This window comes from Sporofaciens sp. SGI.106 (assembly GCF_050314255.1).
GTDB lineage: Bacteria > Bacillota > Clostridia > Lachnospirales > Lachnospiraceae > Claveliimonas.
This window is the reverse complement of the sequence record NZ_JBNPMZ010000001.1, coordinates 255,593-273,554: the sequence shown is the minus strand read 5'-3', so window position 1 is coordinate 273,554 and position 17,962 is coordinate 255,593. Positions and strand designations below refer to the sequence as shown.

At 42.5% G+C, this 17,962-nt stretch carries 23 protein-coding genes; 16 read left to right on the top strand and 7 right to left on the bottom strand.

Going from position 1 to position 17,962, the window contains the following annotated elements; translation table 11 throughout:
• Positions 1-44: 44 nt before the first annotated feature.
• Positions 45-524 carry an S-ribosylhomocysteine lyase gene (locus ACQRCC_RS01385; protein ID WP_427849012.1) on the bottom strand — a complete coding sequence of 160 codons (480 nt, stop codon included), beginning with the start codon at positions 522-524 and terminating at the stop codon, positions 45-47.
• 165 nt (positions 525-689) lie between these two features.
• Between ACQRCC_RS01385 and ACQRCC_RS01380 the strand changes: the two genes are divergently transcribed.
• On the top strand, positions 690-1,325 hold the full coding sequence (locus tag ACQRCC_RS01380) for a histidine phosphatase family protein (protein WP_427849011.1): 636 nt from the start codon (positions 690-692) through the stop codon (positions 1,323-1,325).
• Between the two features lie 37 nt (positions 1,326-1,362).
• Positions 1,363-2,367, top strand: coding sequence for a tryptophan--tRNA ligase (gene trpS / locus ACQRCC_RS01375; protein ID WP_427849010.1), 1,005 nt, complete (start codon positions 1,363-1,365; stop codon positions 2,365-2,367).
• 83 nt (positions 2,368-2,450) lie between these two features.
• Here the strand turns inward: trpS and ACQRCC_RS01370 are convergent, their stop codons facing one another.
• Entirely contained in the window at positions 2,451-2,855 is a 405-nt protein-coding gene (locus ACQRCC_RS01370) for a secondary thiamine-phosphate synthase enzyme YjbQ (protein ID WP_427849009.1), read from the bottom strand.
• A 16-nt stretch (positions 2,856-2,871) separates the two neighbouring features.
• Positions 2,872-3,729, bottom strand: coding sequence for a patatin-like phospholipase family protein (locus ACQRCC_RS01365; RefSeq protein ID WP_427849008.1), 858 nt, complete (start codon positions 3,727-3,729; stop codon positions 2,872-2,874).
• A gap of 130 nt (positions 3,730-3,859) precedes the next feature.
• Here ACQRCC_RS01365 and ACQRCC_RS01360 point away from each other — a divergent pair, with 130 nt between their 5' ends.
• Positions 3,860-5,494, top strand: coding sequence for an ABC-F family ATP-binding cassette domain-containing protein (locus ACQRCC_RS01360; RefSeq protein WP_427849007.1), 1,635 nt, complete (start codon positions 3,860-3,862; stop codon positions 5,492-5,494).
• Positions 5,495-5,568: 74 nt separating this feature from the next.
• Here the strand turns inward: ACQRCC_RS01360 and truA are convergent, their stop codons facing one another.
• Positions 5,569-6,306 carry a tRNA pseudouridine(38-40) synthase TruA gene (truA, locus tag ACQRCC_RS01355; protein ID WP_427849006.1) on the bottom strand — a complete coding sequence of 246 codons (738 nt, stop codon included), beginning with the start codon at positions 6,304-6,306 and terminating at the stop codon, positions 5,569-5,571.
• 96 nt (positions 6,307-6,402) lie between these two features.
• Here truA and ACQRCC_RS01350 point away from each other — a divergent pair, with 96 nt between their 5' ends.
• Positions 6,403-6,879 carry an acyl-CoA thioesterase gene (locus tag ACQRCC_RS01350; RefSeq protein WP_427849005.1) on the top strand — a complete coding sequence of 159 codons (477 nt, stop codon included), beginning with the start codon at positions 6,403-6,405 and terminating at the stop codon, positions 6,877-6,879.
• Between the two features lie 8 nt (positions 6,880-6,887).
• On the opposite strand, the gene ACQRCC_RS01345 is transcribed toward ACQRCC_RS01350, so the two are convergent.
• The 3 genes from ACQRCC_RS01345 to ACQRCC_RS01335 all read right to left on the bottom strand — a co-directional run bounded on the left by ACQRCC_RS01345 (position 6,888) and on the right by ACQRCC_RS01335 (position 8,099).
• Positions 6,888-7,184 carry a hypothetical protein gene (locus ACQRCC_RS01345; protein WP_427849004.1) on the bottom strand — a complete coding sequence of 99 codons (297 nt, stop codon included), beginning with the start codon at positions 7,182-7,184 and terminating at the stop codon, positions 6,888-6,890.
• Positions 7,135-7,647 (bottom strand): hypothetical protein, encoded by a 513-nt coding sequence (locus tag ACQRCC_RS01340; protein WP_427849003.1) that lies wholly within the window; start codon positions 7,645-7,647, stop codon positions 7,135-7,137. The genes ACQRCC_RS01345 and ACQRCC_RS01340 overlap by 50 nt, the downstream gene beginning before the upstream one ends.
• A 161-nt stretch (positions 7,648-7,808) precedes the next feature.
• The gene (locus tag ACQRCC_RS01335; protein WP_427849002.1) at positions 7,809-8,099 is read right to left on the bottom strand and encodes a chorion class high-cysteine HCB protein 13; all 291 of its coding nucleotides are present in this window, start codon (positions 8,097-8,099) and stop codon (positions 7,809-7,811) included.
• Between the two features lie 139 nt (positions 8,100-8,238).
• On the opposite strand from ACQRCC_RS01335, the gene ylxM reads away from it, so the two are divergent.
• From ylxM to ACQRCC_RS01275, 12 genes are all read left to right on the top strand, one after another.
• Positions 8,239-8,589: a YlxM family DNA-binding protein gene (gene ylxM, locus ACQRCC_RS01330; RefSeq protein ID WP_427849094.1), complete on the top strand. Its 351-nt coding sequence runs from the start codon at positions 8,239-8,241 to the stop codon at positions 8,587-8,589.
• Between the two features lies 1 nt (position 8,590).
• Entirely contained in the window at positions 8,591-9,940 is a 1,350-nt protein-coding gene (ffh, locus tag ACQRCC_RS01325; RefSeq protein ID WP_427849001.1) for a signal recognition particle protein, read from the top strand.
• A 42-nt stretch (positions 9,941-9,982) separates the two neighbouring features.
• Complete coding sequence (rpsP, locus tag ACQRCC_RS01320) at positions 9,983-10,228, top strand: 30S ribosomal protein S16 (RefSeq protein ID WP_427849000.1); 246 nt, start codon at positions 9,983-9,985, stop codon at positions 10,226-10,228.
• 23 nt (positions 10,229-10,251) lie between these two features.
• Positions 10,252-10,482, top strand: coding sequence for a KH domain-containing protein (locus ACQRCC_RS01315; RefSeq protein ID WP_427849093.1), 231 nt, complete (start codon positions 10,252-10,254; stop codon positions 10,480-10,482).
• A gap of 112 nt (positions 10,483-10,594) precedes the next feature.
• Entirely contained in the window at positions 10,595-11,101 is a 507-nt protein-coding gene (gene rimM, locus ACQRCC_RS01310; protein WP_427848999.1) for a ribosome maturation factor RimM, read from the top strand.
• A 51-nt stretch (positions 11,102-11,152) separates the two neighbouring features.
• On the top strand, positions 11,153-11,971 hold the full coding sequence (gene trmD, locus ACQRCC_RS01305) for a tRNA (guanosine(37)-N1)-methyltransferase TrmD (protein WP_427848998.1): 819 nt from the start codon (positions 11,153-11,155) through the stop codon (positions 11,969-11,971).
• A gap of 120 nt (positions 11,972-12,091) precedes the next feature.
• Entirely contained in the window at positions 12,092-12,439 is a 348-nt protein-coding gene (gene rplS, locus ACQRCC_RS01300; RefSeq protein WP_427848997.1) for a 50S ribosomal protein L19, read from the top strand.
• A 157-nt stretch (positions 12,440-12,596) separates the two neighbouring features.
• A complete protein-coding gene (gene lepB, locus ACQRCC_RS01295; RefSeq protein ID WP_427849092.1) occupies positions 12,597-13,124 on the top strand; it encodes a signal peptidase I in 528 nt (175 codons plus the stop codon).
• A gap of 19 nt (positions 13,125-13,143) precedes the next feature.
• Complete coding sequence (gene ylqF / locus ACQRCC_RS01290; protein WP_427848996.1) at positions 13,144-13,989, top strand: ribosome biogenesis GTPase YlqF; 846 nt, start codon at positions 13,144-13,146, stop codon at positions 13,987-13,989.
• Between the two features lie 15 nt (positions 13,990-14,004).
• Positions 14,005-14,568, top strand: coding sequence for a signal peptidase I (gene lepB, locus ACQRCC_RS01285; RefSeq protein ID WP_427848995.1), 564 nt, complete (start codon positions 14,005-14,007; stop codon positions 14,566-14,568).
• Complete coding sequence (locus tag ACQRCC_RS01280; protein WP_427848994.1) at positions 14,561-15,913, top strand: MATE family efflux transporter; 1,353 nt, start codon at positions 14,561-14,563, stop codon at positions 15,911-15,913. The genes lepB (ACQRCC_RS01285) and ACQRCC_RS01280 overlap by 8 nt, the downstream gene beginning before the upstream one ends.
• Before the next feature lie 39 nt (positions 15,914-15,952).
• On the top strand, positions 15,953-17,962 hold the full coding sequence (locus tag ACQRCC_RS01275; protein ID WP_427848993.1) for a hypothetical protein: 2,010 nt from the start codon (positions 15,953-15,955) through the stop codon (positions 17,960-17,962).

The following is a 17,962-nucleotide window of genomic DNA, read 5'->3' as shown; positions in this document are numbered from 1 at the left end:
CTGACAAGGCAGGACATAGAACCGTCCCCTTCCTTTTCTTCCTTTTATTCAGGATAAATCAGACGTTCATCAGTAATATCTTCCAGTACTTCTCTGAGGAAGCGGGAGGCCAGATGTTTTGCCATGGGAAGGTTCATATCCAGATAATTTCCGCAGTCTTTCGCGCTGGCACCCGGCACCTCACCTTCAAACTCTGCGATAAAAGCAAACATCTCTTTCATAAGTGGAATGATTTCTCTGGATTCATAATTGCCGGATAAAAGCAGATAGAATCCTGTTCGGCATCCCATAGGTCCAAAATAGATGGTTTTATCACCAAATTCCTTATGGTTGCGAAGGAATGTAGCCCCCAGATGTTCGATGGTATGCACCTCTGCCGTGTTCATGACGGGTTCGTCATTGGGACTGGTCATGCGGATATCAAAGGTCGTGATGGGATGTCCTCCGGCATAATCTATGCGGGAAACATAGACACCGGGAATCAGTTTTAAATGGTCTATGGTAAAGCTGGTTATTTTTTCCATAATATAACTCCTTTATTATTTAAATTAGAAGGAACAGACCTTCTCAAATATTGTAACACTTTTTTGACAATATATCTATGAAAAATGGAAGAAGATGTGCTATACTATCATGGTACGTTGAGTGCAGATGGATAAACGGCACAAAGACGGGAGGTACATAAGACAATGAAATTATATATGGTACGGCATGGCGAGACCGACTGGAATAAAGAAAGGCGTATTCAGGGACAGGTAGATATTCCATTGAATGAATTTGGAAGACATCTGGCGAGAGAAACTGCGAAGGGGCTTAAGGATATTTCGTTTGATCTGTGTTTCACAAGTCCTCTTGGAAGGGCGAAGGAGACAGCCGGGATTATTCTTGAGGGAAGAGATGTTCCTGTGATAGAAGATGCGAGAATAGAGGAGATGGCATTTGGTGATTATGAAGGTAAATGCTGCTCGAAGGACGGGTGGAATCTTCCGGAGGAATTCAGAAGATTTTTTACGGATCCGGCTCATTATCTGACTCCACCGGGAGGAGAGAGCTTTTATGATGTAAAGAAGAGGACGGGAGAATTTCTGCAGGAATTATATCATAACCCTGATTATCAGGACAGTACGATATTAATTACCACTCACGGGGCAGCTCTGGCAGGTCTTCTTAACAATATAAAGAATCTGGATATTTCAGATTACTGGGGAATCGGAGTACATAAGAACTGTGCGGTAACAGAGGTTTCTATTACTTGCGGGCACCCGGTAATCTTGTCTGAGAATGTAGTGTATTATACGGATGAAGTGGCAGACTGGAAAGAATAACAGGCAGGTCATTCAATAAATATTGGAGGAAAATGAAATGATTGATGGAAAGAAAGTATTATTCAGCGGAATGCAGGCAACAGGTAATCTGACACTTGGTAATTACCTTGGAGCATTGAAGAACTGGGTGACATTAAGTGATGAATATGAATGCTTTTACAGTGTGGTAGATATGCATTCCATTACTGTGCGTCAGGATCCGGCTACACTGAGAAAACGTGCGAGAGCACTTCTTACATTATATATTGCAGCAGGACTTGATCCTAAGAAAAACTGTATTTATTATCAGTCACATGTATCCGGCCATGCGGAACTGGCATGGATTCTCAATTGCTTTACCTATATGGGAGAGCTGAACCGCATGACCCAGTTCAAGGATAAGGCTGCAAAACATGCCGATAATATTAATGCAGGTCTCTTTACCTATCCGGTTCTGATGGCTGCAGATATTCTGCTTTATCAGGCAGACGTGGTTCCGGTAGGAATCGACCAGATGCAGCATCTGGAACTGACCCGCGATATAGCAGAGCGCTTTAATAACATTTACGGTGATGTATTTACGATTCCTGAGGCATATATCGGAAAAGTGGGAGCGAAAATCATGAGCCTTCAGGATCCGACGAAGAAAATGTCCAAATCTGACGAGAATCCGAATGCAAGCATCTATCTGATGGATGATCCGGATACCATTATGCGCAAGTGCAAGCGTGCCGTTACAGATTCTGAGGCTCAGATTCTGTACCGCGATGAACAGCCGGGAGTAAAGAATCTGATCGATATTTACAGTGTATGTACCGGAAAGACACCGGATGAGGTTGTAAAGGAATTCGACGGAAAGGGATACGGAGAATTCAAGCTGGCAGTTGGAGAATCTGTCGTATCAGTACTTCGCCCACTGCAGGAAGAAGTGGCACGCCTGAATAAAGATAAGGCATATATTGATGGAATTATCAAGGAAAATGCAGAAAAAGCAGGATATTATGCGAATAAGACTCTGCGCAAGGTGCAGAAGAAGGTTGGATTCCCGGAAAAAATCCGTTAAAATCAGATAATATAAAACGGTACCTGTACTGAAAAATATCAGGATGGGTACCGTTTTTCTCATAGTTTCATTTATTCTGTTTTTTAGCCCTCCAGGATTTTTACGTAAAATCTCCTGCTTCTCGGGCCGTCGAATTCGCAGAAGTATAAATCCTGCCAGATGCCAAAGAGAATTTCTCCATTATGTATAATGATTGTCTGGGATGGTCCTACAAGTGTAGTCTTCATATGAGCATGGGAATTTCCTTCTGCATGACGATAATACTCTGCATGTGTAGGGAATACCTTTTCATATCCATACAGCATGTCCCTTACCACATCCGGGTCAGCATTTTCATTAATGGTAAATCCGGCTGTAGTATGAGGAGAAAATACAACCGCAATTCCTTCCTGCACACCGCTTTTCTTTATATCTTCCCGAATAAAGCTGGTAATCTTGGTCATCTGCTGTGGTCCTTTAGTGGAAAGGTGATGTTCATATACGTGCATAATTGTCCTCCTGTTTTTATTTTTCTAAATATCTCTGAAGCTCTCCGTACTGTTTTTTCATCAGGTTATATCCATGTTTATAAAAATTCATCAGATTATCATAATCTTTCTCGAGTCTGGAAACTGTCGGAACCAGTGGGCGGAGTACAAAAATCTTATTTTCCGCTTCGAGACGTTCCAGAATTTCCATAGTCCGATTGTAATTACGATTGCGACTTACAATACTTCTTACCAGATTCGGATATTTGGAATATGCCTTCTGATAAACCCGGACACTGGCCCTGGAAAGCTGTTTCTTGCGGTATCCGGGATTTCTGGTGAGTACCAGAATGACTTTTTTATTTCCCAGTTCAACGGCGCGGTGAATCGGAATGGAGTCGGCAAGACCGCCATCCAGATAAGGTACACCGTCAATATTGACGATTGGTGAAATCAGAGGCATACTGCTGGAGGCCCGGCACAGCTTCATCAGCCTGCTTCTGTCACCGTGTTCTGTCATGTATTCTGCTTTTCCAGTCTCACAGTTGGTGGTGACAATCTCACATTCCATCTCTGAAGCAAAATAAGTGTCATAATCAAATGGAAATAATTCATTTGGATATTTATCAAATACCATATCCATATCCAGAAGACTTTTCTCTTTTATAAATTTGGTAAATCCATAGTAGTAATTGTACTCTTTTTCTTTGTGGATCATGCAGTCCCTTGTTCTTCCCGGTTGTTTCGATACGTAATCCACTGCGTTGCAGCTTCCGGCAGATACACCAATCACACGTGAAGTGTAGAAATCCTGTTCCATCAGGTAATCCAGTACTCCTGAGGTAAATACTCCTCTGGTGGCTCCGCCTTCCAGTACCATCGTTGCTTTTTCCATAAATCTCTCCTCACTTTCATCCCTCATTATACGCCAGATGGCTTGCTATTTCCAATATTTTTTGTTAAGATAAGCTACGGCAAATATAGTTTATCAAAGAAGATGGAAAAATAAAGGAGAATCCTGTCGAATGATTAGTACAAATAATGTCACATTGCGTGTGGGCAAAAAAGCTTTATTTGAAGATGTAAATATTAAATTCACAGAAGGGAACTGCTACGGTCTCATTGGTGCCAACGGAGCCGGTAAATCTACATTTCTTAAGATATTATCCGGTCAGCTGGAGCCGACAAAAGGAGAGGTAATCATCACTCCGGGAGAGCGTCTCTCATTTTTGCAGCAGGACCACTTTAAGTATGATGAATTTCCTGTTTTAGATACGGTTATTATGGGAAATGCACGTCTTTATGAGATTATGAAGGAAAAAGAGGTCATCTATGCAAAAGAGGACTTTACCGACGAAGACGGAATGAAAGCCAGCGAGCTGGAGGCTGAATTTGCAACCATGAACGGGTGGGAGGCCGAATCTGATGCTGCTACTTTGCTGAATGGTCTGGGAATTGACAATGAGATGCACTATAAACTGGTGAAGGATTTAAACGGTCCGGAAAAGGTAAAAGTCCTCCTTGCGCAGGCACTGTTCGGCAATCCGGATATTCTGCTTCTGGATGAGCCTACCAACCATTTGGATCTGGATGCCATTGCATGGCTGGAAGAGTTCCTGATTAATTTTGACAATACGGTTATTGTAGTGTCTCATGACCGTTATTTTCTGAATAAGGTATGTACTCAGATCGCGGATATTGATTATGGCAAGATTAAGCTGTACGCCGGAAACTATGATTTCTGGTATGAGTCCAGTCAGCTGCTGATCCGCCAGATGAAAGAAGCGAATAAGAAAAAGGAAGAGAAGATTAAGGAATTACAGGAGTTTATCTCCAGGTTCAGTGCCAATGCTTCCAAATCCAAGCAGGCAACTTCCAGAAAGCGTGCGCTGGAGAAGATTCAGCTGGATGATATCCAGCCATCCAGCCGTAAATATCCATACATTGATTTCCGACCGGATCGTGAGATTGGAAATGAGGTTCTGACCGTGGAAGGGCTTAGTAAGACGATTGACGGTGAAAAAGTCCTGGATAACATTTCCTTTACATTGAACCGTGATGATAAAGTGGCATTTGTAGGAAGTAATGAACTTGCAAAGACGACTCTTTTCCAGATTCTCATGGGTGAGATGGAACCGGATGAGGGAACCTATAAATGGGGGGTTACTACATCTCAGGCTTATTTCCCGCTGGACAGCAGTGCTGAATTTGCTAACGACTATACTATCGTTGAGTGGCTGACCCAGTATTCAGAAATCAAAGATGTAACATATGTACGTGGATTCCTGGGAAGAATGCTTTTCTCCGGAGATGACGGTGTGAAGAGAATCAAGGTGTTATCCGGAGGAGAGAAGGTTCGCTGCATGCTTTCCAAAATGATGATCTCCGGTGCGAACGTGCTTCTTCTGGATGAGCCAACCAATCATCTGGATATGGAATCTATCACTGCATTGAATAATGGTATGATCAAATTCCCGGGAGTATTATTGTTCAGTTCCCGTGACCACCAGATCGTGCAGACTACGGCAAACCGTATCATGGAGATTGTTCCGGGTGGTAAGCTGATTGATAAGATTACAACTTATGATGAGTATCTGGAAAGCGATGAGATGGCAAGAAAGCGCCAGACATACACTGTACAGGCAGAGGCGGAAGATTAGAAAAGTTTTCAGAAAGGGGACGGTTCTCTGTCCTGCTTATTCTAGCAGGACAGAGAACCGTCCCTTTTCTGACGCTATTCATAGCGGACTTCCTGCAAATAAAGACCTTTTGGATCACAGGGTTCTCCCGGATCTTCTGTTCCTGCAAAGATTCCTTCAATATCTTCTTTTCTTCGTTTTCCCAGACCGATATCAATAAGCGTGCCGATAATAAGGCGCTGCATGTTATGCAGAAAATCATTGGCATGAATCGTTATCTGCATTTCTTCCATATCTCCGTAAATATCAATCTCATAGATTTCTTTTTCCGTAGATTTGTTCTGTTTTACCGTAGAAAAATTCTTAAAATCATGTTTACCGGTCAGAAGGATTGCAGCCTGCTTCATCGCTGCCTCGTCCGGACGACGGAAACAGTGGTAAGTGTGTCTGCGATCAAACACGCTTGGTACATCACTGACAGTCATTCGGTAGATGTAGATTTTGGACTTTGCATTTAACTGGGCATGAAAGCGCTCCGGCACTTCCTCTACGCTGGTGATGGCAATATCCATCGGAAGATAGCGGTTCAGATAGTGCTGGATATCCATCTCCGGGATATTGCTTAGAGTTTTAAAGTTGGCAACCTGTGCATAAGCATGTACACCTACTTCGGTGCGTGCCCCGCAGAACAGTTCAACATCTTCTCCGGTCATTTTGCGGATCACTTCCAGAATTTTATTGGAAATGGTATTGGAAGACTCATTTTTTCCCAGCCTTGTCCAGCCCTGGTAACGGCTTCCGTCATATTCTATTGTAAGTTTAATATTTCTCATAATGTAACACTCCTTTTTCTAAAAGCAGTTTTAGTATAGCAGATAATTTGGTATACTGTAAAGCATAGTGAGTAGAGATTGGAGGATAAAATTTAAATGAGAATAGAAAAGCGAAAAGTATCGGAATCTGTTACGGAAACGGTGCATATTGTAAGACCCAATCACCTGAATGCTGCAAGCCGTCTCTTTGGAGGTGTTTTGATGCAGTGGATGGATGAGATAGCGGCACTGACGGCAAAGCGCCACACCAGAACCAATGTAATCACTGCATCTGTGGACAATCTTCGTTTTTTAAAGGGAGCGTATCAGAATGATGTAATTGTTATTAAGGGACAGATGACTTATGTGGGAAATACTTCTATGGAAGTGAGGGTAGAGTCCTTTGTAGAGCGTCCTGACGGAGAGAGAACTCTGATCAATTGTGCCTATTTTACAATTGTCGCATTAGATGGCAATGACAAACCGACTCCGGTTCCTCAGCTGATTCTGGAGACAGAAGAAGAGAGGCAGGAATGGGAGAACGGAAAACGAAGAAGAGAAGTGCGTAAAATGCGTAGGGAAGAAGGGTTTTAGGCCCTTCTTCACCTTTTTTGACCACTTTTCCCCTGTTTCATATAAGTGGTCACCATATGGACCATATTGTCAATCTGTCTTTGCTCCTGAGGAGATTTTCCTTCTTTCAGGATTTCCAGAATCAGAGAAACTTCATCCGGAGTAAACTGGATACCTTTTTTATTGGCAGAGGTAATAAGAGCCATCATGACGGTTGCGAGAGAGTTTCCGCTCTTTCCGAGGGTCTGAGCAGCCGCTGTTTTGATTAACTCCAGTTTAATAGGATCCAGGTTCTGCATTTGTGGGTTGTTCATCCATTCGTTCATGTTCGTCACTCCTGTCTGCACAATCATTATTTCTTTCTTCGTTATTATTCTGAAAGAGATTCATCATCTCCATCATCTGAGACATATCACCCTGTCCGGCAAAGTTGGACAGATCCATACCAGAAAAATCCATTCCTTTCATCATTTCCATCATGTTCATGGCAGAAAGGATGGAGTCCATCATATTGGCATCAGATTCCTCCATATATGGGCGAAGATCTTCCAGAATGTCAGAAGGGGATATTTGGTGTTTCTCAAAAGGCATATCTTTTCCGGTTGAAGAACCATTTTGTGAAAAAAAGATGTGAATCGTGTTATTTAGTTCAGTGAACTTTATATAGAAAGCAAGCATACGCCTGAAAGCAGATGGAAGATAGGGAAGCATTAGTTTCATCATCTGTAATCCTGGTGTAGTTACCATGGAGTCAAAGGGAGTCATGGGAAGAGGGGGACGTCGTTCCATATAATTCCACCTGTAAGCAGCGTTGTAACTATATATATGAAGAAACTGAATTTGTTATGAAAGAATAAGGCGGGGAATGTGAAAATCCCCGCCTCCGCGAATCAGGCAGGCTGAAGCTGCCTGTCAGAAGATATTCAGTTACAGGTTCAGGCTGCAAGTCATTAGCATCCGCATCCACATCCACAGTCGTCATTGCCGAAGCCACCGCAGAAGATTAACAGGAGAATAATCCAGATACAGCTGTCATTACATCCACAGTCTCTGCGTCCGCATCCGCCATGGCCGAAGCCACCGCAACAGAATAATAAAATGATGATCCAGATACAGCTGTTATTTCCAAAGCCGCAACCACATCTGTTATTCCATCTGTTGTCGCAGTCACAGTCGCGTCCGCGTCCTCCGTAGTTTCCGTTGTCACATCCGCATCCGCAGTTTGTTGATAAATCGCTCATAAAATTGCCTCCAATAAAGTGTTTTGTTTTACAGTACATAGTATGCAGGAGAAAGAAGTGTGTGAAAAAAATAAAGGTGTAAAGAAAAAACACTTGACACCCATTCTTTTTTGGTATATGATGACACAGGTGAGAAATGATGAATGAAATTTTGGAACAGGCTTTGTTGTATGATTTCTACGGAGAACTGCTGACGAGCCATCAGAAAGAGATATATGAACAGTTCATTCTGGAGGATTTGTCTCTGGGTGAGATCGCCGGGGATGCGGGAATCAGCAGGCAGGGAGTACATGATTTGATCAAAAGATGCAACCGTACACTTCAGGGATATGAGGATAAGCTGCATCTGGTTGAAAAGTTTCTCGCAATTAAGGGAAAGCTTCATGATATTAATCGAATTCTGGATGAGTATGAAGCTGCCGGAGATAACGCCGGTAAGCTGGTAGCTGATATCCGGAAAATATCAGATGAAATTATAGAGGAGTTATAGAATGGCTTTTGACAGTTTGACAGAAAAGCTTCAGAACATTTTTAAAAATCTGAGAAGTAAGGGACGTCTGACCGAGGAAGATGTAAAAGAAGCTCTGAAAGAGGTTAAGAGAGCACTTCTCGCAGCGGATGTTAACTTTAAGATTGTTAAAGACTTCATTAAGAATGTCCAGGAGCGTGCCATCGGACAGGACGTGATGAATGGTCTGAATCCGGGTCAGATGGTAATCAAGATTGTAAACGAAGAGCTTGTGAAGCTGATGGGCTCTGAGACAACGGAGATTAAGCTCCAGCCCGGAAGTGCCATAACCGTAATCATGATGGCAGGTCTTCAGGGTGCTGGTAAGACAACTACCACCGCAAAACTGGCGGGTAAATATAAACTAAAAGGGAAAAAACCACTTCTGGTTGCATGTGACGTTTACCGTCCGGCGGCAATCAAACAGCTCCAGGTCAATGGTGAGAAGCAGGGAGTGGAAGTGTTTTCCATGGGTGACAGCCATAAGCCGGCAAATATTGCCAGGGCAGCATTGGAGCATGCCCAGAAGAACGGCAATAATCTGGTGATTCTGGATACGGCCGGACGTCTTCATATTGATGAGGATATGATGGGAGAGCTTCAGGAGATTAAAGAGGCTGTAACTGTTCATCAGACCATACTGGTCATTGATGCCATGACAGGACAGGATGCTGTCAATGTTGCGGCAGAGTTCAATGAGAAGGTTGGGATTGATGGAGTCATCGTCACCAAGCTTGACGGTGACACCAGAGGTGGTGCGGCGCTGTCAGTAAAAGCAGTGACTGGAAAACCGATTCTCTATGTTGGTATGGGAGAGAAGCTCTCGGATTTGGAACAGTTCCATCCGGATCGTATGGCATCCCGTATCCTGGGTATGGGAGATGTGTTGTCTCTCATTGAGAAGGCAGAAGCTGAGATCGATGAGGAAAAGGCAAAGAAGATGAGCCAGAAGTTAAAAAAGGCTCAGTTCGATTTTGAGGATTTCCTGGAAAGTACACAGCAGATGAAGAATATGGGTGGTCTTTCCAGTATTATGAATATGCTTCCGGGCATGGGGGCCATGGGTGGTAAGAATCTGAAGATTGATGACGACCAGGCGGACCAGGCAGAGAAAAATATGGCGAGAATGGAAGCCATGATTTATTCGATGACACCGGAGGAGAGAAGAAATCCTGATTTATTAAATCCATCAAGAAAGCACAGGATTGCGAAAGGGGCAGGCGTTGATATCAGCGAGGTGAACCGTATGGTGAAGCAGTTCGAGAGCATGAAGAAGATGATGAAGATGATGGGTAAAGGTGGTAAAAAGGGAAAATTCAGATTACCTTTTTAACATAAATTATTAAAGGAAGAATAAACACGGAGGTGAAATAAAATGGCAGTAAAGATCAGATTAAAAAGAATGGGACAGAAGAAGGCTCCTTTCTATAGAATCGTTGTAGCTGATTCCCGTTCCCCAAGAGATGGAAAATTCATCGAGGAGATTGGAACTTATGATCCGAATCAGGATCCAAGCGTATTCTCAGTTGATGAGGAAGCAGCTAAGAAATGGTTAAGCAATGGTGCACAGCCTACAGAAGTTGTTGGCAAGATTTTTAAGGCAGCTGGCATTGAAAAATAATTTTGCGCCGGGAGGTGTGCATGATGAAAGATTTAGTCGAAGTCATTGCGAAAGCATTGGTAGATGATCCGGACAGCGTTGTAGTTACTGAGAGACAGGAAGGCCGCACAACTGTTGTGGAAGTGAAGGTGGCTGAATCCGATATGGGTAAGGTAATCGGCAAACAGGGCCGCATTGCAAAAGCCATCCGTTCTGTTGTAAAAGCTGCAGCTGCGAAGGAAGATAAAAAGGTGGTAGTTGATATCGCCGGTTAATTGCTGAAAAATGGGAGTTGTTGTAAGCAGATATGCTTCAGCAACTTTTGTTTTTTATCCTGAAAGGGTAGAGCCTCCGGCGGATTTTTAAAAATAAGGAGATAATGCATAAATGGAAGACAGACTGCAGGTAGGGGTAATTTCCTCTACACATGGTGTCCGTGGGGAAGTAAAGGTATTTCCTACAACGGATGATGCAACCCGTTTTAAAAAGCTGAAACAGGTATATCTGGATACAGGAAAAGAACAGATGCTCCTTGAGATTCAGGGGGTTAAATTTTTTAAACAGTTTGTAATCCTGAAATTCAAAGGGATTGATAATATAAATGATATTGAAAAGTATAAAGGAAGAAGCCTGTTCGTGGAACGAAAGGATGCAGTTCCTCTTGAAGAGGATGAGTATTACATTGCGGATATGCTTGGTATGAGTGTTTATACCGAGGATGGAGCAAGATTTGGAACGCTTAAGGATGTAATGGAAACGGGAGCGAATGACGTCTATATCATTGATTCAGATGACCATGGAGAGATTCTTGTGCCGGCAATTAAGCAGTGTATTCTGTCGGTGGATGTGGAGGCTGACCGGATGGTTATTCATCTGATGGATGGGCTGATATAAGTTCAAACCGGCAAAGTGTTTGAAAAGGAAAGATATAGGAGAAGAACAGAGATGAATTTTCATATTATGACACTGTTTCCGGAAATGGTGATGCAGGGGCTTAAGACCAGTATTACAGGAAGAGCAATCGAAAAAGGATTACTGTCTATCGAGGCGGTCAATATCAGGGATTATGCTTTTAACAAACATCAGAGTGTAGATGATTATCCTTACGGCGGGGGTGCGGGAATGCTGATGCAGGCAGAACCTGTATTTCTTACATGGAAAGCGATTCAGGAACAGATCGAGGAACGCCGGATGGAAGAACGGGAAGCTTCCGGAGAAAATGATGAAAGACAGAGCAGGAAAACAAGAGTGGTTTATCTGTCTCCGCAGGGAAAGACCTTCAATCAGGCTATGGCGGAAGAATTTGCGCAGGAGGAGGATCTGATTCTTCTGTGCGGTCATTACGAAGGAATCGATGAGCGCGTCCTGGAAGAAATCGTGACGGATTATGTGTCCATCGGCGATTACGTTCTGACCGGTGGAGAGCTTCCTGCCATGGTTATGGTAGATGCGATTTCCAGACTCGTGCCGGGAGTACTTCATAATGATGTATCGGCAGAGTTTGAAAGCTTTCAGGATAATCTATTGGAATATCCCCAGTATTCCAGACCTGAGATTTGGCATGATAAGCAGGTTCCACCGGTGCTGATGTCCGGTCATCATGCGAACATTGAGAAATGGAGAAGGGAGCAGTCGATTATCAGAACTGCGAAAAACCGCCCGGATCTTCTTGATGGAGCTAATCTTTCTCCAAAGGAAAAGGAACTTGCGAGATCCTGTATGGAGGAATGTGTCAAAACTGATAATAAAGCTGATATAGAATAAATAAAATGCTTGCAAATCAGCAAACACTATGGTAGAATATGATGTGTTGTGAAGAAAAAGAGATGGTCCTCTGGTACAGAAGAATGTATTAAGAACGTCCGAATTATAAGGAGGAACACAATGAACGATATTATTAAGAGTATTGAAGCTGAACAGCTCAAAGAGAATGTGCCACAGTTTAATGTTGGCGATACTGTAAAAGTATATGGAAAGATCAAAGAGGGTAACCGCGAGAGAATTCAGGTTTTTGAAGGTACCGTTCTTAAGAAACAGGGTGGAAGCACAAGAGCTACATTTACAGTAAGAAAGAGTTCTAACGGTGTAGGTGTTGAGAAGACATGGCCGTTACACTCACCAAACGTTGAAAAAGTTGAGGTTGTACGTAAAGGTAAAGTAAGAAGAGCAAAACTGAACTACTTAAGACAGCGTGTTGGTAAAGCAGCAAAAGTAAAAGAATTAGTAAAATAGTAAGAGTGAGGAAGGGACAAATACATAAAGTACTTGTCCCTTTTGTTGATTTAAGGTAAGCTATATGAAGAAAGCATTTTTCAAAAAGAAAAGAAATACACGTAAGTCAGGCGTGGCGAAAGTCCCCAAAAAAAAGAAGAAGGTATTCCGATGGCCCATGCTTACATCTGCTGCAACCTGGCTTCTTAAGATTGCAATCGTATGCCTTTTTGCGTTTGTGTTCGTGTGGTATTTTGGACAGAAAGTCAGCACTGTAGGAGATTCTATGAATCCTGTCCTTTATAATGGTGATGTGACACTGGTGAACCGCATTATTTACAATGCGAGTGCGCCGAAACGCGGTGATATTATCGTGTTTAAACCAAAGGGAAATGAAAATTCCCATTATTACATTAAGAGAATTATTGGTCTGCCGGGGGAAACCGTGGAGTTCCTCGAGGGAGAAATTTACATAAACGGAGAAAAACTGACAGAGGATTACGCAACTACTGAGATAAAGGATGTAGGAATTGTGAAAGAAAAGATGGAATTGTCAGGTGATGAATATTTTGTGTTGGGAGATAACAGGGCAAACAGTGAAGACAGCCGTATGGCGGATGTGGGCAATGTAAAACGTTCATACATCTATGGAAAAGTCTGGTTTGTTCTCTCTCCTCAGAAGCATTTTGGATTGATAAAAGATTAGAGTTTTAAAGGAGAAGTATATGCATTTTCAGTGGTATCCTGGTCATATGACAAAGGCGAAGCGTATGATGCAGGAAAATATAAAATTAATTGACCTTGTGATTGAGCTTGTAGATGCCCGTATTCCCATGAGCAGCAGGAATCCGGATATTGATGAGCTGGGCCGCAATAAATCCAGGCTTATTCTTTTGAATAAGGCAGATCTGGCAGAAGATAAATGGAACGATGAGTGGATTGCATATTTTAAGGAAAAAGGATTTTCCTGTGTAAAGGTTAATTCAAAAAAAGGCGGCGGGGTGAAATCTATTCAGTCTGTTATCCAGGAAGCCTGCAAAGAGAAGATGGAGAGAGACCGCAAGAGAGGAATTCTGAATCGTCCGGTGCGCGCCATGGTTGTAGGAATACCTAATGTAGGCAAATCCACATTTATTAATGCACTTGCGGGGAAGGCCTGTGCAAAGACAGGAAATAAACCCGGAGTCACAAAAGGGAAACAGTGGATCCGTCTGAATAAAAATGTGGAACTTCTGGATACACCGGGAATTCTCTGGCCCAAGTTTGAGGATCAGAGCGTGGGACTGAAACTGGCTTTTATAGGTTCCATTAAGGATGAGATTCTGAATGTGGAAGAGCTTGCGGCGGATTTTATCACATTTGCAAAAAACAGTTATCCTGGGGTTCTGGCAGATAAATACGATATAGAAGAAGCAGGTGATTCCTATGAATGCCTGAAGGCAATTGCAGAAAGCCGCCATTGCCTGGTGAGAGGAAATGAACTGGATACAGAGAAAGCTGCAGCGCTTCTGCTGGATGATTTCCGGAACGGAAGACTTGGAAGGCTGACGCTTGAATATCCGGAAAAATAGAAAGGGGCTGAGTATATGACAAGACATTCAGATGAAAAAGAACCAGGAGTGTTTCGCGAACTGATGGGGTGGCTGGTGTATATTGTTATTATCGTTGGTCTGACTTACCTGATTGTTACTTATGTGGGACAGAGAACCAGTGTGAGCGGTCATTCCATGGAGCCGACACTGAGTCATGGTGACAACCTGATCGTGGACAAGATTACCTATCGTTTTAAGGATCCGGAACGATTTGATATTATCGTATTTCCTTATCGATATGAAGAAAATACATTTTATATTAAGAGAATTATCGGGCTTCCGGGAGAGACGGTTCAGGTAATAGGCGGATATGTATATATCAATGGGCAGTTGTTGGAGAGTGATATCTATGGGGCGGAAGTGATGGATTCGCCGGGAATTGCGGCAGAGCCAATTACCCTTGGAGAAAATGAATACTTTGTACTGGGTGATAACCGGAATCACAGCGCGGACAGCAGAGAAGCAAGCGTTGGTGTTTTGCAGAGAGATGAGCTTCTCGGACGGGCATGGGTTCGGATTTTTCCTATAGATAAAATAGGAGTGATAAAACATGAGTAAAGAAAAGAAACAGATGACTCCGCTTATGGAGACGCTTGATATTGCCTGGCCGGCAGTATTGGAAAGTGTATTTGTAGCATTGGTTGGAATGGTGGATACCAAAATGCTTTCCCCATTGGGACAGTATGCTGTCTCAGCAGCAGGAATCACAGGACAGCCTAAATATTTTGTATTGGTGATGTTTTTTGCTGTTAATATTGCTATTTCAGCACTGATTGCCAGAAGAAAAGGAGCCGGTTTAAGAAAAGAAGCAAATGCCTTGTTTTCTGCGGGATTACATTATATTATTATAGCAGGAGTTATTTTGAGTATTCTGTGCGTGATATTTGCAAGACCAATTATGATCATCTGTGGCAGTCAGGCAGATACTACAGAACCGGCAGTTGTATACTTCCGCATCATTATGGGAGGTATGCTTTTTAATACGGTGTCTCTGTATATTAATGCAGCACAGAGAGGAAGCGGTAATACCAAAATATCCATGTACACCAATATTACTTCAAACCTGGTAAACATCTTTTTTAACTATCTTTTGATTCAGGGACACTGGGGATTTCCGGCACTGGGAGTGGCCGGTGCTGCGATTGCAACTGTGATCGGAACGGTCATTGCCTGTATCATGAGTATTCTGTCACTGTTCAGAAAAGACAGTTATATCAGTGTTTCCTACATAAAGAGTGAAAAGGTTAAACCTACATCTGTGGCAGTGAAAGACCTTTCCAATGTGGGAGGAAATATTCTGTGTGAGCTTCTGCTTACCAGAGTGGGATTCATGATAACGGGTATGATGACAGCCAGACTTGGAACGAATCCATTTGCAGCCCATCAGGTTGGTATGAATTTCATGAACCTTGGATTTGCATTTGGAGATGGTATGCAGATTGCGGCTGTTGCACTGATTGGCAGAAGTCTTGGAGAAAAAGATGTGAATAAAGCTAAGATGTTTGGTAAGACCACGCAGAAGATAGGATTTGTCATGTCGATTACCACATCAGTGATCATGCTCTTATTTGGAAAACAGATATTCACCATGTTCTTCCCTCAGGAAGAGATGGTTGAAATGGGAGTGATCATCTTCCGGTTTATTGCGCTTATCATGCCAATACAGATCTGCAAGATTATCTTTAACGGAATCCTGCGCGGAGCCGGAGATGTAAGGTATACACTTGTTGCATCCGCAATCGGTATTACCCTTGTACAGCCAATATTGACTTATTTGTTTATGTGGCCACTGCATATGGGAATTACCGGTGTATGGTGCAGTATCTTTTTAACACAGTTTGTCCAGCTGCTACTGTTCGGAGCAAGATATTTTTCGGGAAAATGGACGCAGAAGAAGATATAAACAGCAGGAGAACGTCATTTTAAACATAGGAGAAAGAAAATGAAAAAGAAAGAAAAAAACATTATGCTGGTATCTCTTGGAAATGCGAATGCTTCCAATGAGCATTTATATTTCTGCCATGAAGAAGGCGGTGTTACCAGATATTGTGACGGAATGATTCAGGCAGAAGCAGGTGCAAAGTATATCCTGTCAAAGGAACACATTGATGAGATGATAGTCATCGGTTCCGGTGCAACCTACGATGAAGAGGATGTGCAGAGAAAGATGCCTTTGGGGGAAGGAATTGATTTCTACATGGCTGATCCCAAGCAGCTTTCTGAGTATGGACTGTTCCGTTATCGTATGGCAGAGTATCTGGAAAGCATTGATCTGGAGGAGTATGAAAGTCTGGAAGATATATCTGAGGAAGATAAAGCAGAAGCTATTGAGATATATAATCGGTTTCATGCGGAATTCGGGAAAAATACAGGAAGAAGAAGAACCGATATGCTGTTCCATCGTTTACAGAACGATCCGGAAAGCTATGAAGAGCTGTGCAGCAGAATAACGGAGAAAAAGGAAGAACTGATTCCGTGGATGAAGCGTTATATTTATTCCAAAATGAGCGATTCGTTTAAGTTTCGTGCCCTGGAATCAAATGAGAACCTTCAGATTTCTTTTATTCCTACACAGAAGAAAAATGACGGTACCGTAGATATTCAGAATATGATTCAGATCATTCATGCACTGCTTGGGTCAGAAGATGAGATTATTAATCTGTACATAGATACACAGGGACTGGACCGTTCTAATGATGCCACTATGGTTGTCATATTGTCAATTTTGAATAATGAGTGGAACAAGAGAATACGTATTCGTCAGATTCTGACTACAGAATACATTCCTTCCCGGCTTGCTGGTATTATATCGAATGATATCAGACAGTATGAGATTAATAACCTCCTTGCGGGAATGAATGCCTTTATTCAGTATGGTAAGGTTGGTATGATCCGTCAGTTCTGGGAGGATCGTGATATTGAAAATCCTCATGTTGAAAAACTGATAAGAGCTATGGGTTATATTGACGATGGTATTTCTCTTTGTAATCTTACAGATCTGGAATATGGAATTCAGGAACTTCGGAAGGTATTTGCTGATCCGAATAAATCTTATGGCGACGATATGGACAGCAGTATTCTTGCGATTATGGAGGAAGGAATCAGCCGTGATTACGGAAGTCTGCTGGAGGATGACGGAACCGGTGAAATCGATGTTCTGGAGCTGATTAAGTGGGCTTACCGCAAGAAATTTTATCAGCAGACTCTCACGATGATTGAGTCACGTATACCAACAGATTTTGTAAAACGAGGAGTCCTGTTCTATGCCAGCAATGCAGAGGAAAAGGATGCGATGATGAAGGCGTTTGCCAACGAGTACTGGAGAACTCAGCCAAAGGATCGTTATAAATTCAGAGATCTTAATCATTTCTTTATTAAGTTTTATGGCAGATTTCTGATGAATTACAGACAGTCTTCTACAAAGGTATTGCAGGATTATGCGCAGCTTAGAGTTGGACAGCTTGATAAACCGCATCCGAAGCTTGTAAAGGCATGTTCTCTGGTAGAAGATAAGGCGGCTCTGGAAGAGCTGTTATTCTCATACTATTACATCGGAGATGTAAGAAATAAGGTGAGCCATGGATTGTCAGGAGAGAAGAAATATCCGGGTCAGAGAATGCTTGAAAAAGAAAATGAGAACGTTGCTCTGCTGAATAAAGCGATTGAATATTTTATCCAGCAGTATGATATTGTCAGAAAAATGATTGATGGAAAAGAATTCACCAATTTAATTATTACGGAAGCAGAGCTGGATAAGTATGCTTATGCTAACAGGCAGAATAATTTCAGGCATGGTCACGGAAAAGGAAGAGGACGGGATAACAGAAAGAATCAGGAAGGAAAGGATGCTTCTGGTAACCAGGATACTTCAGAAAATCAGGACGCTTCAGGGAGGAGTGCCAGTTCTGATAATCAAAAGACCGATGAGAAGAAGGAGATTTCCGAAAAGTAG

Bases quoted from the DNA above. Each gene is read 5' to 3' on its own strand.
- ACQRCC_RS01385 (WP_427849012.1), bottom strand. From the start codon at position 524: ATGGAAAAAATAACCAGCTTTACCATAGACCATTTAAAACTGATTCCC.
- ACQRCC_RS01380 (WP_427849011.1), top strand. From the start codon at position 690: ATGAAATTATATATGGTACGGCATGGCGAGACCGACTGGAATAAAGAA.
- trpS (WP_427849010.1), top strand. From the start codon at position 1,363: ATGATTGATGGAAAGAAAGTATTATTCAGCGGAATGCAGGCAACAGGT.
- ACQRCC_RS01370 (WP_427849009.1), bottom strand. From the start codon at position 2,855: ATGCACGTATATGAACATCACCTTTCCACTAAAGGACCACAGCAGATG.
- ACQRCC_RS01365 (WP_427849008.1), bottom strand. From the start codon at position 3,729: ATGGAAAAAGCAACGATGGTACTGGAAGGCGGAGCCACCAGAGGAGTA.
- ACQRCC_RS01360 (WP_427849007.1), top strand. From the start codon at position 3,860: ATGATTAGTACAAATAATGTCACATTGCGTGTGGGCAAAAAAGCTTTA.
- truA (WP_427849006.1), bottom strand. From the start codon at position 6,306: ATGAGAAATATTAAACTTACAATAGAATATGACGGAAGCCGTTACCAG.
- ACQRCC_RS01350 (WP_427849005.1), top strand. From the start codon at position 6,403: ATGAGAATAGAAAAGCGAAAAGTATCGGAATCTGTTACGGAAACGGTG.
- ACQRCC_RS01345 (WP_427849004.1), bottom strand. From the start codon at position 7,184: ATGAACGAATGGATGAACAACCCACAAATGCAGAACCTGGATCCTATT.
- ACQRCC_RS01340 (WP_427849003.1), bottom strand. From the start codon at position 7,647: ATGGAACGACGTCCCCCTCTTCCCATGACTCCCTTTGACTCCATGGTA.
- ACQRCC_RS01335 (WP_427849002.1), bottom strand. From the start codon at position 8,099: ATGAGCGATTTATCAACAAACTGCGGATGCGGATGTGACAACGGAAAC.
- ylxM (WP_427849094.1), top strand. From the start codon at position 8,239: ATGAATGAAATTTTGGAACAGGCTTTGTTGTATGATTTCTACGGAGAA.
- ffh (WP_427849001.1), top strand. From the start codon at position 8,591: ATGGCTTTTGACAGTTTGACAGAAAAGCTTCAGAACATTTTTAAAAAT.
- rpsP (WP_427849000.1), top strand. From the start codon at position 9,983: ATGGCAGTAAAGATCAGATTAAAAAGAATGGGACAGAAGAAGGCTCCT.
- ACQRCC_RS01315 (WP_427849093.1), top strand. From the start codon at position 10,252: ATGAAAGATTTAGTCGAAGTCATTGCGAAAGCATTGGTAGATGATCCG.
- rimM (WP_427848999.1), top strand. From the start codon at position 10,595: ATGGAAGACAGACTGCAGGTAGGGGTAATTTCCTCTACACATGGTGTC.
- trmD (WP_427848998.1), top strand. From the start codon at position 11,153: ATGAATTTTCATATTATGACACTGTTTCCGGAAATGGTGATGCAGGGG.
- rplS (WP_427848997.1), top strand. From the start codon at position 12,092: ATGAACGATATTATTAAGAGTATTGAAGCTGAACAGCTCAAAGAGAAT.
- lepB (WP_427849092.1), top strand. From the start codon at position 12,597: ATGCTTACATCTGCTGCAACCTGGCTTCTTAAGATTGCAATCGTATGC.
- ylqF (WP_427848996.1), top strand. From the start codon at position 13,144: ATGCATTTTCAGTGGTATCCTGGTCATATGACAAAGGCGAAGCGTATG.
- lepB (WP_427848995.1), top strand. From the start codon at position 14,005: ATGACAAGACATTCAGATGAAAAAGAACCAGGAGTGTTTCGCGAACTG.
- ACQRCC_RS01280 (WP_427848994.1), top strand. From the start codon at position 14,561: ATGAGTAAAGAAAAGAAACAGATGACTCCGCTTATGGAGACGCTTGAT.
- ACQRCC_RS01275 (WP_427848993.1), top strand. From the start codon at position 15,953: ATGAAAAAGAAAGAAAAAAACATTATGCTGGTATCTCTTGGAAATGCG.